This is a genomic window from Methanobrevibacter sp. (genome assembly GCF_050872065.1).
In the GTDB taxonomy this organism is placed as follows: domain Archaea; phylum Methanobacteriota; class Methanobacteria; order Methanobacteriales; family Methanobacteriaceae; genus Methanocatella.
In genome coordinates, this window is record NZ_JBNMGD010000014.1 from 1 (window position 1) to 15,355 (window position 15,355).

14 protein-coding genes and 1 tRNA gene are annotated in these 15,355 nt (G+C 31.6%); 14 read left to right on the forward strand and 1 reads right to left on the reverse strand.

Annotated features, from left to right (window positions below):
- Nucleotides 1-34: 34 nt before the first annotated feature.
- The 9 genes from cfbD to ACR0P1_RS03255 all read left to right on the forward strand — a co-directional run bounded on the left by cfbD (nucleotide 35) and on the right by ACR0P1_RS03255 (nucleotide 9,354).
- On the forward strand, nucleotides 35-1,108 hold the full coding sequence (gene cfbD / locus ACR0P1_RS03215; protein ID WP_432644970.1) for a Ni-sirohydrochlorin a,c-diamide reductive cyclase catalytic subunit: 1,074 nt from the start codon (nucleotides 35-37) through the stop codon (nucleotides 1,106-1,108).
- Nucleotides 1,105-1,701: an imidazole glycerol phosphate synthase subunit HisH gene (gene hisH / locus ACR0P1_RS03220; protein ID WP_432644971.1), complete on the forward strand. Its 597-nt coding sequence runs from the start codon at nucleotides 1,105-1,107 to the stop codon at nucleotides 1,699-1,701. The genes cfbD and hisH overlap by 4 nt, the downstream gene beginning before the upstream one ends.
- Nucleotide 1,702: 1 nt before the next feature.
- Nucleotides 1,703-3,067: an AIR synthase-related protein gene (locus tag ACR0P1_RS03225; RefSeq protein ID WP_432644972.1), complete on the forward strand. Its 1,365-nt coding sequence runs from the start codon at nucleotides 1,703-1,705 to the stop codon at nucleotides 3,065-3,067.
- 51 nt (nucleotides 3,068-3,118) lie between these two features.
- Entirely contained in the window at nucleotides 3,119-3,556 is a 438-nt protein-coding gene (locus ACR0P1_RS03230; protein WP_432644973.1) for a hypothetical protein, read from the forward strand.
- 165 nt (nucleotides 3,557-3,721) lie between these two features.
- Nucleotides 3,722-3,795 (forward strand) — tRNA-Arg (locus ACR0P1_RS03235).
- A gap of 21 nt (nucleotides 3,796-3,816) precedes the next feature.
- The gene (gene truD, locus ACR0P1_RS03240; RefSeq protein ID WP_432644974.1) at nucleotides 3,817-5,073 is read left to right on the forward strand and encodes a tRNA pseudouridine(13) synthase TruD; all 1,257 of its coding nucleotides are present in this window, start codon (nucleotides 3,817-3,819) and stop codon (nucleotides 5,071-5,073) included.
- A 9-nt stretch (nucleotides 5,074-5,082) separates the two neighbouring features.
- Complete coding sequence (locus ACR0P1_RS03245) at nucleotides 5,083-5,472, forward strand: DUF126 domain-containing protein (protein WP_432644975.1); 390 nt, start codon at nucleotides 5,083-5,085, stop codon at nucleotides 5,470-5,472.
- An 8-nt stretch (nucleotides 5,473-5,480) separates the two neighbouring features.
- On the forward strand, nucleotides 5,481-6,698 hold the full coding sequence (locus tag ACR0P1_RS03250; RefSeq protein ID WP_432644976.1) for an amidohydrolase family protein: 1,218 nt from the start codon (nucleotides 5,481-5,483) through the stop codon (nucleotides 6,696-6,698).
- A gap of 163 nt (nucleotides 6,699-6,861) precedes the next feature.
- Entirely contained in the window at nucleotides 6,862-9,354 is a 2,493-nt protein-coding gene (locus ACR0P1_RS03255; protein ID WP_432644977.1) for a heavy metal translocating P-type ATPase, read from the forward strand.
- 40 nt (nucleotides 9,355-9,394) lie between these two features.
- On the opposite strand, the gene purB is transcribed toward ACR0P1_RS03255, so the two are convergent.
- A complete protein-coding gene (gene purB, locus ACR0P1_RS03260) occupies nucleotides 9,395-10,744 on the reverse strand; it encodes an adenylosuccinate lyase (protein WP_432644978.1) in 1,350 nt (449 codons plus the stop codon).
- Between the two features lie 438 nt (nucleotides 10,745-11,182).
- Between purB and ACR0P1_RS03265 the strand changes: the two genes are divergently transcribed.
- The 5 genes from ACR0P1_RS03265 to trpD all read left to right on the forward strand — a co-directional run bounded on the left by ACR0P1_RS03265 (nucleotide 11,183) and on the right by trpD (nucleotide 15,351).
- Nucleotides 11,183-11,746: a CPBP family intramembrane glutamic endopeptidase gene (locus ACR0P1_RS03265; RefSeq protein ID WP_432644979.1), complete on the forward strand. Its 564-nt coding sequence runs from the start codon at nucleotides 11,183-11,185 to the stop codon at nucleotides 11,744-11,746.
- Between the two features lie 21 nt (nucleotides 11,747-11,767).
- Nucleotides 11,768-12,169 carry a hypothetical protein gene (locus tag ACR0P1_RS03270; RefSeq protein WP_432644980.1) on the forward strand — a complete coding sequence of 134 codons (402 nt, stop codon included), beginning with the start codon at nucleotides 11,768-11,770 and terminating at the stop codon, nucleotides 12,167-12,169.
- Between the two features lie 100 nt (nucleotides 12,170-12,269).
- Nucleotides 12,270-13,766: an anthranilate synthase component I gene (trpE, locus tag ACR0P1_RS03275; protein ID WP_432644981.1), complete on the forward strand. Its 1,497-nt coding sequence runs from the start codon at nucleotides 12,270-12,272 to the stop codon at nucleotides 13,764-13,766.
- Nucleotides 13,763-14,347: an anthranilate synthase component II gene (locus ACR0P1_RS03280; RefSeq protein ID WP_432644982.1), complete on the forward strand. Its 585-nt coding sequence runs from the start codon at nucleotides 13,763-13,765 to the stop codon at nucleotides 14,345-14,347. The genes trpE and ACR0P1_RS03280 overlap by 4 nt, the downstream gene beginning before the upstream one ends.
- The gene (trpD, locus tag ACR0P1_RS03285; RefSeq protein ID WP_432644983.1) at nucleotides 14,344-15,351 is read left to right on the forward strand and encodes an anthranilate phosphoribosyltransferase; all 1,008 of its coding nucleotides are present in this window, start codon (nucleotides 14,344-14,346) and stop codon (nucleotides 15,349-15,351) included. Before ACR0P1_RS03280 ends, trpD begins: the two co-directional genes overlap by 4 nt.
- The last annotated feature ends 4 nt before the right edge of the window (nucleotides 15,352-15,355 follow it).

Genomic DNA, 15,355 nt, shown 5'->3' on the forward strand with positions numbered 1-15,355 from the left:
ATAATTATTTATTAAATTAGTTAGGTGAAAAAATATGCATCCAAGACCAAGTCCAATTGCAGCATCTCTTTACACTTTAAGGGATATGAATGTTGATGTTATTATTATGCACGGGCCAAATGGTTGTTGTTTTAGAACTGGAAGACTTTTAGAAAGTGATGGTGTAAGAGTCTTAACAACTGCAATGGCTGAAAATGATTTTATTTTAGGAGCTGGCGAAAAGTTGGAAGAAACTTTAAAAGAAGCTTATGATATGTTCAATCCGAAATTAATGGGTGTTGTAGGTACTTGTGCAAGTATGATTATTGGTGAAGATTTAAAAGAGGCCATTACTAATGTTGATTTGCCTTGTACGGTAATACCTGTAGAGTCTCATGGAGGATCTGGTGAAGGTGATAATACCGTTGGTGCTATTATGGTTTTAGAATCAGCAGTAGAGTGTGGTGTTATACCGCAAGATGAAGCAGATAGGCAAATTGAGATGCTTGAAAAAGCAACTGAAGTTGAAAAAACACGTGGAATGGCACAAGGTAAATACATTAAGCCTAATTTTGGTGATTCAAAAGAAAATGTTGCTAAAATTGTAGTTCAAGCTATTAAAGATGGTAAAAAAGTAGCATTTGTACACAATGCTAAAAAAGAAACATCTTATTTGTTTGCAGATATTATCAATTTTGATTATAATGAAATAAATCCTAACAATAAACCGATTATTGTAGCAAATCTTGATGAGAATATTGGACTTGAAAGAATCAAAGGTCATGCGAGAAATATTAGTAATGAACTGTCAATGAATATTGACTATATTACTGGTGGGCTTGACGAATATCCTATCACTGCAAATGTTGCTGCTGAGTACTTGGAAGATAAGGATTTAGACTTGATTGTTGTATTTGGTGTTCCACATGCTTTTCCAATTGAAGACTTTGATGTTGAATCAGTTGCAATAACTGATGGTCCTCGTTTAGTGGAACCTTTAAGAGATTTGGGTTATACTCATGTTGTTGCTGAGCTTGATGCTCATTCAAAAACTCTTGGTACTGAGGAGATAGTATTTTCAGACTTTGGAGGCATGATTAGATCAGCTATTGGATGGTTAAATGAATGATAACAATTATTGATTATAAAAGCGGAAATTTGAAAAGCATCTCAAATGGATTTAGAAAAATTGGTGCGGATTTTCAAATTACAGATGATAAGGAAGTAATTGCTAGCAGTGATTATCTTGTTTTACCTGGTGTAGGAGCATTTGGAAGTGCAATGGAAAATTTAGAACCGTTTGAAGATGTAATTCATGAACATGTTGAAGATGATAAGCCATTTTTAGGGGTTTGTCTTGGTCAGCAAGTTTTAATGAGTTCAAGTGAAGAGGCAGTTGGTGTTAAAGGCCTTGATTTATTCAAAGGAAATGCTGAAATGTTGTCTGGAGATATAAAAATACCTCATATGGGTTGGAATAATTTAAAAGTGTGTAATAATTCACCTATTTTAGAAGGAGTCGATGGGGAATATTTCTATTTTGTGCATTCATACCATGTTGTTCCGGATGATGAAAGCATCATTGCCGGAGTTTGTGATTATGGTGGAGAAGTTGTAGCTAGTTTAAGTCAAAATAACTTATTTTCAACACAGTTCCATCCAGAAAAAAGTGGTGTAGCAGGACTTAAGATTTTAAAGAATTTTACTAATTTGGAGTTATAATATGGATATTGAAGGATTTGTAAGGGCTAGAATTGATGATTATGATTATGATGATTTAGCAGAGATTTTAGCTGTAAGAATTAAAGAATATAAAAAAATTTCAGAAGAAAACTCTGTTGAAATGGCAAAAGCAGTCATTGATGAAGTTTCAACAACTCTTAAATTACAAGAAAGTGACGATGAGTTTTTAAAAGAAATAGCTAATGTTAATAAAGCTAATGTTTTAATGGGCGAAATGGGAGTTGGATCTCGTGGAGCAGGTGATTTCTTTGTTCACAGAAAAATCGCAGAAATTGTATCTTCGACAAATACTGCATCATTGGTAAATCCATCAGAGCAAGACGATGGTGGGGTTGTTAAAGCAAAAGCAAATAATGATGAAGTGTATATTACAACAGCTGTTGATGGAATTCACTCACGTTTAAGTGAATATCCATTTTTAGGAGGTTTTCATGTAACTAGAGCGACCCTTAGGGATGTTTGTGTAATGGGAGCAGACCCGGTTGCTATATTGAGTGATGTTCACTTGGCAGATGATGGGGATGTAGCTAAAATCTTTGATTTTACAGCAGGTGTTGCGGCAGTTTCAGAACTTGTTGATGTCCCAATCGTTGCTGGAAGTACTTTACGTGTTGGTGGAGATATGGTTTTAGGTGACAGATTTGTTTCAGCAGTTGGAAGTGTTGGTGTATCAAATTACCCTCCTACAGCAAGAAAAGGAGCAACTGATGGGGATGTGATTCTTTTAACTGAAGGTTCTGGTGGTGGAACAATTACAACCACTGCATTGTATAATGGTTTCTTTGATGTTGTATGGGATACTATGAATGTAAACTTTGTTCAAGCTTCTCACGCATTATTTGAAGCAGATCTTGTAAAAGACATTCATGCTATGACTGATGTAACCAATGGTGGTCTTAGAGGGGATGCTCATGAGATATCTAATACAACTGGTGTTGGATTGGAGTTTTATGAAAAAGAAATTAGGCAAATGGTTGCTCCAAATGTATTAAATATGCTTGAAACATTAAATATTGATCCATTAGGAGTTTCAACAGATTCATTAATGTTAATTGCACCTCCTGAAATCGTTGGTGACATTAAAAAGGCTGTTGGGAAATATGATGTTGCTATATCTGAAATTGGGGAAGTTAATACATCTGGTGAGCCAATCTTAATTAAGGAAGATTCTTCTGAGGAAAAACTTGTTCCATTGTTTAGAGAAGCAGCTTACACCAAAATTAAAAAACTGGTTGGTGAAACAACTCCTGAAGACTTTGAAGAAATGAAGGAAAAAGTTCAAATGGCTTCTGATGCAGCTATTGCTAAAAAAGAAAAAGTGATTAATCACATTCGTGCAAATTAATTTTTGCACACTTTACTATTTTTTTAATATTTTAAAATTCTACTTTCTTTCATGTTAGATGAAAGAGGATATTTTTATATAATTGATGCTGTTTTAGCAGTGATTTTAATTTTAATGGTGTTTTTAGTAGTAAATACTGTAATTTCTATTCAAAGTCCTGATTATTCTTATGATTCTCGTGAAATCAGAACAGCTCAAGACATTATGGAAATTCTAAGTGGAAAAGTAAACTTTACGGATGGAACTTTTCTTGGAGATATTTCCAAAATCTTAAAAGATGATGAGAATTCAAAAGAGTCTATTAGGGAAGTTTCAGAAATTTGTAAAAATAGATTTGCGAGTTTTAATCTTACGAATTATAGATTTAGTGAAAATAATGTTTTAGATGAAAAGATATTGTCTTCATCTGGTGACTATTCGAAAGCTACTAAAGTTTCAACAGTAACAAGAAATTATGATGAATATTCATATACTTTGTCGGTATGGTGAATAGAGAATGAATGATGGTTTTCAATTAATAACTTCAATTTTTATAGTTAATTTTATGGGTGGAATTATTAAATTTTTAAGAAATTATAAGTTATAATAGTCATTTTTAGGTAAGTATTTAAATACTATTAAAATCATAAAATTATATGTTATCTTATTTTATTTGCCCTGGTGGTGTAGTTTGGATAACACATGGGACTGCGGATCCCATTCCCCGGGTTCAAATCCCGGCCAGGGCACTATTATTTTCCGTGATTATTATGTTAAATGCTAATACTTATGTTACAGCTCAAAAGGGTATTGGTGGAACAATTAGAAACCAATATGAAGATTTTTATGTTGAAGAAATTCCTGAAATCATTCCTGAAGGCGAGGGCCCTAATGTTTATGTGTGGATTGAGAAGTTAGGACGGACCACACTTGATGTTGTTTTGGATATTGCTCGTGATTTGCATATTTCAAGAAAAAGAATGGGTTTTGCTGGAATGAAGGATAAAAAAGCAATTACCCGTCAATGGATTTGTATTGCGAATATGGATTCAGATGAGCAGCTTAAACAGGTTGAAAATTTGGATATTTATAAAACTGATTTTTTAAAGATTGTTCGTGGTCGTAAAAAACTTAGAATGGGTCAACTTAGAGGAAACAAATTTAGAATTCTTGTTAAAGACTTGGACGACATTGAAAAAAGTGCAGATGTTGCAAATGAAGTATTAGAAAACCTTCAAAAAACTGGTGTTCCTAATTATTTTGGATGGCAAAGGTTTGGAAAACCTAGAACAATAACTCATTTGGTTGGAGAAGCTCTTGTTGAAAATAATCTAGAAAAAGCAGTTAATGTTTACATTGGTAATCCTCAAGATGATGAATCTAATGAGAATTATGCTGCAAGACAAGCATTTGACGACGGAAACCTTGAAGAATCCCTTAATTTAATGGGCAAAGGAATGCGTTATGAAAAAATGATGATAAAAGAATTAATTAGAGATTCTAAGAAAGGTGAATTAACTGATAAATCATATATGAATGCATTACACGCTCTTCCAAAGCCTCTTCAAAGGATGTTTGTCCATGCTTATCAGTCTTACTTATTTAATGAAGCTGTAAGTAAAAGAGTAGAAATGGGAATGAACAAATATATTGAAGGAGATATTATAATTGACAAGGAAGAGCACATTGTTCGTGATAAAACTCCTGAAGAGTTCCAAGAATTGATTGATAATTTTGAAGCTAGTCCAACTTGTCCGTTATATGGCACAAAAGTTCCTTTTGCAGGAGGGACTGTCGGACAAATGGAAGAGGACATTTTAACAAATTATAATATTACAAAAGCCAATTTTGAAGTTCCAAAAATGCCACGTTTAGGAAGCCATGGACTTAGGAGGTCTATGAGATTTCAGGTATGGGATGCATCAGCTATTCCGACTGATGAGGGTGTTTTATGTGAATTTTCAATTGATAAAGGTTCATATGCTACTGCTGTTTTAAGAGAAATAATGAAAAAAGATGTTATTTAGGTGATTTGTATGATTGAATGTAGAAATATTGCAAAGGGAAAAGGAAAAGGAGAGTTAATTGTTTCATCTGAACCTATTAGTTTTCTTGGTGGTGTTGATCCTAAAACTGGTGTAATAATTGACCCTACTCATGAATTGAAAGGAGAATGTATTAAAGATAAGGTGTTATTCATTCCTGGAGGTAAAGGTTCTACTGTTGGTTCTTATGTTATTTTCCAAATGATGAAAAATAATACTGCTCCAAATGCTATTATTTGTCTTAATGCAGAGCCGATTATAGCAACTGGTGCCATCATGTCTGATATTCCAATGGTCGATTCACCTAGTCAAACTAAAGAGTTAACAAATGGAACCTTAGTTAAAGTTGATGGAGACAATGGAACTATTGAAATATTATAAGTGAACATATGCAAACTTTAATTAAAAATGTAAATGTTATTAATCCTCAAAATGATGTAAAAACTCATCAAAATGTTTTGATTGAAGGTAATTTGATCAAAGAGATTTCTTCATCTAAAATATCCACAAAAAATAGTGTGAATGTGATTGAGGGGAATGATAATTATTTACTCCCAGGGTTTATTGACTGTCATACTCATATATTTGCAAAGGGATTTTATAAAGAAGAAAATATGGTAAATCCTTTGGGAATTCATTTTTATAATGCTGTTCCTCATTCATTACAAACAATTAATGCTGGGGTTACAACAATTAGGGATTGTGGAGCAGCTGATTTAAGTTTTAAGTTAGCCCAGCAGAGGAAATTATTCATAGCACCTAAAGTTCATTTATCTGTTGTGCCTCTTGTAATGACTGGTGGGCATTTCGATTTATTTTTACCGTCTGGTTGGGATATGGAGATAATGTATCCTGGATTACCTAAAGGAAGATGTGATGGTGTGGATGAAGTCCTAAAAAAGACTCGTGAAGTAAAAAGAGCAGGTGCGGATTTCATAAAGGTGATGTGTAGTGGTGGAGTTTTAACAACTAATAATTTACCTGATTTTCCTCAATTTAATAAAAAAGAACTTAAAGCTATAGTAAATGAAGCTAAAACAAGTAATATGAAGGTTTCAGCTCATTGTCATAGTTTAAAAGGAATGAATAATTGTATTGATGCTGGTTTTTCATCCATTGAACATGGAACATTCATTGATAAAAAGACTTCTTTGAAAATGGTAAAAAATAATGTGGATTTAGTTCCAACCCTTTTGGTTCACCAATTTTTATATGAAAATGGATTTCCGGCATGGGATAATTATGCAACTGAAAAAACAGCTAAATTAAAAGAGATAGTTGAAGTTCACAAGGAAAACATTTCTGTTGCATATGAACAAGGTGTGAATATTTTAATGGGTACTGATAGTGGAGTTATTCCTCATGGACATAATTTAGAAGAATTAATCCATTTGACTAAGATTGGAATGAGTAATTCGGAGGCAATGGCCAGTGGAACTGTTAAGGCAGCCGAATTTTTAGGTTATGATAATTTAGGTGAAATTAAAAAAAATTTCATTGCAGATTTAATTTTAGTTAATTCAAATCCTTTAGAGGATGTTTCTATTTTAAGTAATAATGATAATATTTTAAAAGTAATCCAAGATGGTATTATAGTGAAAAACTGATTATGCTATAGTTATTCATTTTCTTTTCTTAAAATCCAGACTTAGTTATGATATCTTTTAGAGAGGGGATTTGCATATATTATCATAAATTATTTTTTGGAATAAATATTAATAATATTTAAATTAATATTAGTTATAACAATGATGATGAGAGTGTGATAATATGGCAAAACTCAAAAGTATGGACTTGCCAATAGAAGGAATGCACTGTGCATCCTGTGTTTTAAGTGTTAATAAAACTTTTAAAAAAATAGATGGTGTAGAAGAAGTTGATGCTGATTTAGCTGCTAATAAACTCCATATAACTGTTAATCCTAAAAAAATTTCTTATGAAGAAATTGAAAGATTAGTCAAAAATTTAGGGTTTGAATTGCATTCTGATGAAATGACTCTAAGAATTCAGGGTATGCATTGTGCATCATGTACAATGAATGTTGAGAATTTTTTAATCAGATTAGATGGAATTTTTGATGTTAAAACAGATTTAACTTCTCAGTCTGCTAAAATAAGATATGATTCTTCAAAAGTAGACATGGATGAAATAGAAAAGGTAATTGAATCTTTAGGTTTTGAGCTTTTAGGTATTGAAGGTCAAACAGAAATAGATGATGAGGCTATTTATCAAAAGGATTTAAAAGATAAACTTACTAGAATTGTTATTGGTTTAATATTTTCTGTTATTCTGATGATTTTAATGTTTAGTGGATGGGATCCTTTAATGGGTCTTATTGAAGGTTTTAATCATTCTAATGGTGTTCATATTTCTTCAATGGGTTTACTTTCATTGATTGTAAGTATTGCACCGTTTATATACATTTCATTACCTATTCTAAAAGCGGGATGGAATGGATTAAGTCATAAAAACTTAAATATGGATGTAATGTATTCAATGGGTATTATGGTTGCTTATGTTTCAAGTATTTTTGGAACTTTTGGTATTATTTTAGATCATACTTTCATGTTTTATGATTCTGCTGTAATGCTTCCTTCATTTTTAATGATTGGAAGATACTTGGAAGCAAGAGCTAAGAAAAGAACTTCTGATTCAATTCGTGAATTAATTGGTCTTCAGCCGACTGTTGCAACAGCAATCGAAGTTGATGAAAATGGTGAAATAAAATCTCAAAAGGAAGTAGCTATTGAAGATATTATATTGGATGATTTGTTACTTGTAAAACCTGGTGAAAAGATTCCTGTCGATGGTGATGTCGTTGGAGGGGAATCTTATGTGGATGAATCTATGATTAATGGTGAACCAATCCCTAAAGTAAAAAGAGAGGGTGAAGAAGTTTTTGCTGGAACTATTAATCAGGATGGTGTCTTGCAGATTAAAGCTAAAAAAATTGGAAAAGAAACAGTACTTTCAAATATTATTCGTTTAGTTGAGAAGGCACAATCTTCAAGGCCTCCAGTTCAAAAATTTGCTAATACAATTGTATCTTATTTCATTCCAGTTATTTTAACAATAGCTATTGTTGTATTCTTAATCTGGTATTATTTGCTTGGAGCAACATTGCTTTTCTCATTAACCTGCTTGATTTCTATTTTGGTAGTGGCATGTCCATGTGCTTTAGGGCTTGCGACTCCAACAGCAGTCACTGTAGGTGTTGGTAGGGCTGCAGAATATGGAATTCTAATTAAAAATGGAGATACTTTAGAAAATGCTGGCCAAATTGATGTTGCTGCATTTGATAAAACAGGTACCATAACAGAAGGAAGACCCGAAGTTGATGATATTATTGCTTATGGCTGTTCAGATGGGGAGTTAATTAAACTTGCAGCAAGTGTTGAGCAAAATTCAACTCATCCTATTGCTAAGGCGATTGTAAATAAATCAAAGGAAATGAATATTGAATTGGATCAGACTTCCAGTTTTGAAAATATAACAGGTAAAGGTCTAAAATCAGAACTCAATTCTAAAGAAGTTCTTGCAGGTAATTTGGCATTGATGGAAATGGAAAATGTTGAAGTTTCATCTGAATTAATTGATAGGTATCATGAACTTGAGGAGTTATCTAAAACAATTATATTTTTGGCTGAGGAAAAAACTGTTAAAGGTTTCTTAAGTTTGTCTGATAAGATTAAAACAACATCTAAAAGAACAATTGATGAACTGCATAATATGGGTATTGAAACTTATATGTTAACTGGAGATAATGAATCTACTGCATTAAATGTAGCTCGTGAAGTTGGAATTGATAATATAAGGGCAAGTGTTCTACCTGAAAACAAATTAGAAATTATTAAAGAAGTTCAAGCAAATAATACTAAAAAAGTTTTATTTGTTGGAGATGGTATTAACGATGCTCCTGCACTTACACAAGCAGATATCGGTGTAGCTATGGGTAATGGGACTGATATTGCTATGGAAAGTGGTGATATTGTTGTTATGGAGGGGGACTTAGAAAATGTTGTTGCAGCTATTCAGTTCTCTAAAAAAGTAATGCGTAGAATCAAGGAAAATATATTTTGGGCATTCGCATACAATTCAGTATTGATTCCTATTGCGGCGGGAGTCTTATATCCTGCATTTGGTATAACATTTGAGCCTGCATTAGCTGGTCTTGCAATGGCAATGAGTTCTGTAACAGTCATATCTCTTTCATTAATGCTTAAGAGATATGTTCCTGAAATAAAAAGAAAAAGTAATAATTAGAATTAATTGATTTAAATCAATTAATTCTATTTTTTTAATTTTAAAACCATTCTTGTGATTTTTCAATTAATTCATCAATAATGGTAGGTATTGATCCGGTATATGTGTGTGGATCTATTATTTTATCGACATCTTCTTGAGTTAAGTATTTTTTAACTTCTTCGTCTTCTAAAATTAATTCACCAAGTAATAATTTTTCTTTATTAGCTTTAATAGCATTTTTTCTTACAATTCCGTAAGCAGTTTGTTTTCCCATTCCTGCACGGGTAAGTTCTGCCATTAATCTTTCAGCCATAATTAAACCATGAGTGAAGTTTAAGTTTCTTTCGATGTTTTCATCGTAGAATACTAGATTGCTCATTAATTTAATTGTTAAGTTTAAAATGTAGTCGGTTAAAATACAACTTTCTGGGAACATTATTCTTTCACAAGAAGAATTGGTTAAATCTCTTTCGTGCCAAAGAGGGTTGTTATCTAATGCTGCATTTACATAGGATTTAACGATTCTTGCAACACCACAAATTCTTTCAGCAGTAATAGGATTCATTTTATGAGGCATAGTACTACTTCCCACTTGTTTTTCAGGGTCGAAGTATTCTCCTAATTCCATAATTTCAGTTCTTTGTAAGCTTCTTATTTCAAGTCCTATTTTATCTAAAGTACTTGCAATATTGGCTAATACGCTAATAAATTCAACATGATTGTCTCTTTGAACAACTTGGTTAGTAATGGTTGCTGCAGGTAAACCTAAGATTTCTGCAACAGTTTTATGGATTTCCCAACCTTGTTCGCCTAATGCTGCAGTGGTACCTACTGCACCGTCCATCATTCCAACACATACATTTGATTCAGCATGTTCTAATCTATCGTATTGTCTATGGAGTTCATCAGCCCATAAAGCAAATTTCATTCCGTAAGTTGTTGGTAAAGCATGTTGGCCGTGAGTACGTCCAATACATACTTTCATTTTGTGTTCACTTGCTAAATCTAGCATGATTTTAGTTAGTCTTTCTAATTTTTCTTTCAATACAGTAATTGAATCTTTGATTAATAATGAATTTGAACTGTCAACAATATCATTAGAGGTTGCTCCAAAGTGCACATATTCTCCAGCACCATTTTCACAAACTTCTGTAATTGATTTGGATAATGCTGCGATATCATGATTAGTTGCTGCTTCAATTTCTTTCATTCTTGCTAATTTAACGTATTTTGTGTTAGCTTTTGCTGAAATTTCATCAGCTACTTCCTGAGGTATAATTCCAAGTTTACCTTCAGCTTGAGCTAATGCTGATTCAACATCTAACATTTTTTGTAATTTATTTTCTTCTTCCCAAATTTTTTTCATTTCAGGAGTCCCATATCTAAATTCAATAGGATGTATAGCCATTTTATCATCTCACATAATTATGAATAACAATATAATATTCTACTTTAATACTATTATAATTTAGGTATTGTTACAAAACATTTATATGTTTTATTTAGAATAATCAATATTTGTTAATCGTGTTTAAGCAGGTAACATATTTGGAAGCAAATAATAGAGTTTGCTAAGAAAATTTTATATAAAATAAATTTAAACTAGTTACTTTGAAAATTTCATCTTGATAATATGTCTTCATTTAACGAAAAACTTAAACTTATTTCCTTGAGGGACTTATCAATTTTTATTCTTTTAATTTTTATCATTGAATCTTTGTTAGCTTCATTAAATTTATTTAAGTTTAATTCTAGTTTAATTTATGTTTCTGTGATTTGTTACTTCATTTTTAAGCTTAAAAGTTCTTTTTCAAGTTTTAGGCAGGATTTTCTAAAAGTCTTTACAATGCAATCGTTAAAAGATATTTTAACTGTTGTAATCCTGAATATTTTTATATCTTATGGTTTGCTTTATTTGTCAAACTTTATTCTAGGAGTTTATCCAGCTTTAAATTCATTTGTCAGGTCTTCAGTACTGGTTAATAATTCTTTGTTTGCTTTTTATGGATTTATAATGGTAGTTTTTATTTCACCAGTTTCAGAAGAATTGATTTTTAGGGGTGTGTTGTTAAATAGGTTAAATTTACTTCTGCCAATGGCTTTTTCAATAGTGATTTCATCTATTTTATTTGCATTCTTACATGGCTTTGGAAGTATTACATCTGCTTTTATTTTTGCTATTTGCATGGCTATTTTGTATTTAAAAACGGATAATATTTTAGTTCCGATTTTTGCACACTTTTTAAATAATTTTATTGCTGAGAGCATTGTTATCATTGATGTGGGCAAAGTTTTATTTACAAATCATGTTGTAATGTTAATAATGTCAATTTTAGCAATCATTTCAGCTATTGTAATCCTAATTCAAATTAAAGAGCAATGGAATATATTAAATATTAATAAATTATAGAATATTTTAAGGAGTTTTAATATGGATTTAAAAAAAATAGGTATTTTTTTAATATTTGTTGGAATTTTTCTTACAATATTCTTTATAGATAATGATAAATTTTTTGTTCCAGCATTGACTGTAACTGTTTTAGGATTTTTCATAACTGTCCTAGGTTTTGTAGCTGGAATTAAAGAACAAAAAATTAAAAACGATCAATTAGAAAAAGACATCGGGTCTATTCTTCAACCATTGATTACTAAATATTCAAATCTTAATAAACAATGTCGCAAAGATTTTGAAGGGGAGGAATACTCTCAAAAAAGACTTCAACTAAATCGTGATTTAGAAAAAGAAATCACAGAGAAACTTCCATATTTGGAAAGCAGGGAAATCAAAAAAATTGTAATTCAATTTAGCCAAGAACAGGACAAAATGAATTAATTTTTTTTCAATGTATAATATAATGTACATTTTATTACAACAAGGATTTAAATAGTACATTATATATAATGTATTATGAGAATGAAATATAAGTGATACTATGTTTTCCCCAAGTTTAGAAGAAGTAAAAGAAATAGGAAAAAATAAAGAATATAAGAGGATTCCAATATCTTATGAATTATTTTCAGATATTGCCACTCCTATAGAAGTTTTAAGAATTTTAAAGGGAATTAGTAATCATACTTACATGTTGGAAAGTGTTGAAGATTCAAAGAAATGGGGAAGATACAGTTTTTTAGGATTTAATCCACTTTTAGAAGTTACATGTCAGGATGGCATTGTACATATTAGGGGAGATAAGGATTTCAATGAGCTGAATGATGATGAAATAATAATTGAGAGTGATTCTCCAGGTGAGGTTATAAAAGATTTGGTTAGAAAAAATAAATCTCCAAAGCTTGAATATTTACCTACATTTACAGGCGGATTCGTTGGATATTTTGCATACGATTACATTAAATATTGCGAGCCTTCTCTTAATTTAGATGCGAAAAATCAAGATCAATTCAAAGATATTGATTTAATGTTGTTTGATAAGGTTATTGCATTTGATAACTTCAAGCAAAAGATTATTATCATAATCAACATGAAAACTGATGAGTTGGAAAACAATTATAATAAAGCATGTGAAGAATTAAAAAGTATAGCAAATTTGATTAAAACTGGTAAAAAAGTTAAAATACAACCACTTAACTTAAAATCAGAATTTGAACCAGTTTTTTCACGTGAAAAATATTGTGAAATGGTTAAAAAAGCTAAAAATTATATTTATGAAGGTGACATCTTTCAAGTTGTTTTATCAAATAGGATTGAAGCGGATATTTCTGGAAGCTTATTTGATACATATAGGGTCTTAAGAACGACTAATCCTTCCCCTTACATGTTTTATTTCTCAAGTAATGATATTGAAATAGCTGGTGCTTCACCGGAAACATTAGTTAAACTAACGGATGATAAATTATATACATTTCCACTTGCAGGAACAAGGCCTCGTGGGAGAACTGAAAAGGAGGATTTAATGCTTGAAGAGGAATTACTTACAGATGAAAAAGAGTTGGCTGAGCATAATATGCTAGTTGATTTAGGCCGTAATGACATTGGGAAAATATCAGAAATAGGCTCTGTAAGTGTTGATAAATATTTATCTATTGAGAAATTCTCGCATGTGATGCATATAGGATCGACTGTTAGCGGAACATTAAGAAGTGACTTGGATTCACTTTCAGCTATTGATTCTATTCTTCCTGCAGGAACATTGTCTGGTGCTCCAAAATTAAGAGCTTGCGAAATAATTAATGAGCTTGAGGACAATAAAAGGGGAATATATGGTGGAGCTATTGGATATGTGGATTTAAGTGGAAATATTGACACTTGCATATCAATTAGAATTGCATTTGCTCGTAATAATAAAGTTTTCATTCGTTCAGGAGCAGGAATTGTTGCAGATAGTGTTCCAGACAAGGAATTCGATGAATGTTTAAACAAAGCAGCTGCTGTAATCAATGCTTTAAAAATTGCTGATGGGGGAATTTCATGATTCTTTTAATTGATAACTATGATAGTTTCTCGTATAATTTATATCAATTAATAGGGGAAGTTGATGAGGATATTCAAGTTTATAGAAATAATAAAATAACGCTTGAAGAGATTGAAAGTTTAAATCCGGATGCAATTATTTTATCTCCAGGTCCTGGGAAACCTGAAGATGCAGGAATTTGCATTGATGTAGTTAATGAGTTTTATGATAAAATACCGATTATTGGTGTTTGTTTAGGTCATCAAGTAATTTGTGCTGCATTTGGAGGAAAGGTATCTCATGCTAAGAGACTAATGCATGGAAAGTCTTCAAAAATTGCTCTGGATTATGATTTTATATTTAAAGGATTGCCAGGTGAAATAACTGTTGGGAGATATCATTCTTTAAGTTTGCTGGAGAATACTCTTCCAGATTGCTTAGAAATTATTTCAAAAGCTAAAGATGATGGTGAGGTCATGGCGATTAAACATAAAGAGTTCAATGTTTATGGGTTTCAATTTCACCCAGAATCAATATTAACACCAGATGGTTTAAATATTATACGAAATTTTTTAGAAAAAGTGAAAAGGGGAATATTATGATTAAAGAAGCTATTCTAAAAGTATACAAAAATCAAGATTTAACTTATAGTGAAGCATATCAAACCATGGATGAGATTATGAGTGGTGAGGCAAGTGAAGTTCAGATGAGTGCTTACTTAACTGCTATGTCTATGAAAGGAGAAACAATAGATGAGATTACTGCTTCTGCTGAAGCTATGAGGGCTCATTGTGTAAGGTTATTAAATGATAAGGAAGTTTTAGAGATTGTTGGTACTGGTGGTGATGGTTCAAATACTTTCAATATATCTACTACTTCATCAATTGTCATATCTGCGGCAGGAGTCCCTGTTGCAAAACATGGAAACCGATCAGCTTCCAGTAAATGTGGGGCTGCAGATGTTTTAGAACAATTAGGAGTAAACATTCACATTGAACCTGAAAAAAGTATAAAATGCTTGGAAAAAATAAATTTATGTTTCTTATTTGCCCAAAATTATCATTTATCGATGAAATATGTAGCTAATGTTCGAAAGGAACTTTCAATTAGGACAATATTCAATATTTTAGGCCCTTTAACAAATCCTGCTGGGGCTACAATGCAAGTATTGGGTGTTTATGAAAAGGAACTTGTTGAACCTTTGATGGAGGTATTAAAAAATTTAGGTGTTTCATCTGCGATGTCCGTTTATGGGATGGATGGAATGGATGAAATTTCAACAAGTGATAAGACATTTGTATGTGAGCTTAAGGATGGTAAAACAATGTCATATGAGATTTCACCAGAATATTTTGGTATGGAATTAGCATCAAAAGAGGATCTTGTTGGTGGTGATGCTCGTAAAAATGCTGAAATTACTTTGTCCATATTGAAAGGTGAGAAAGGGCCAAGAAGAAATGTTGTTCTCTTAAATTCTGCTGCAGGATTATATGTTGCAGGTAAAGTGGAATCTTTAAGGGAAGGTGTTGACCTTGCAGCTGAAATTATTGATTCTGGAAAAGCGTTAAAGCAACTTGAAAAATTTATTGAATTTACAAATAGCTGATTAT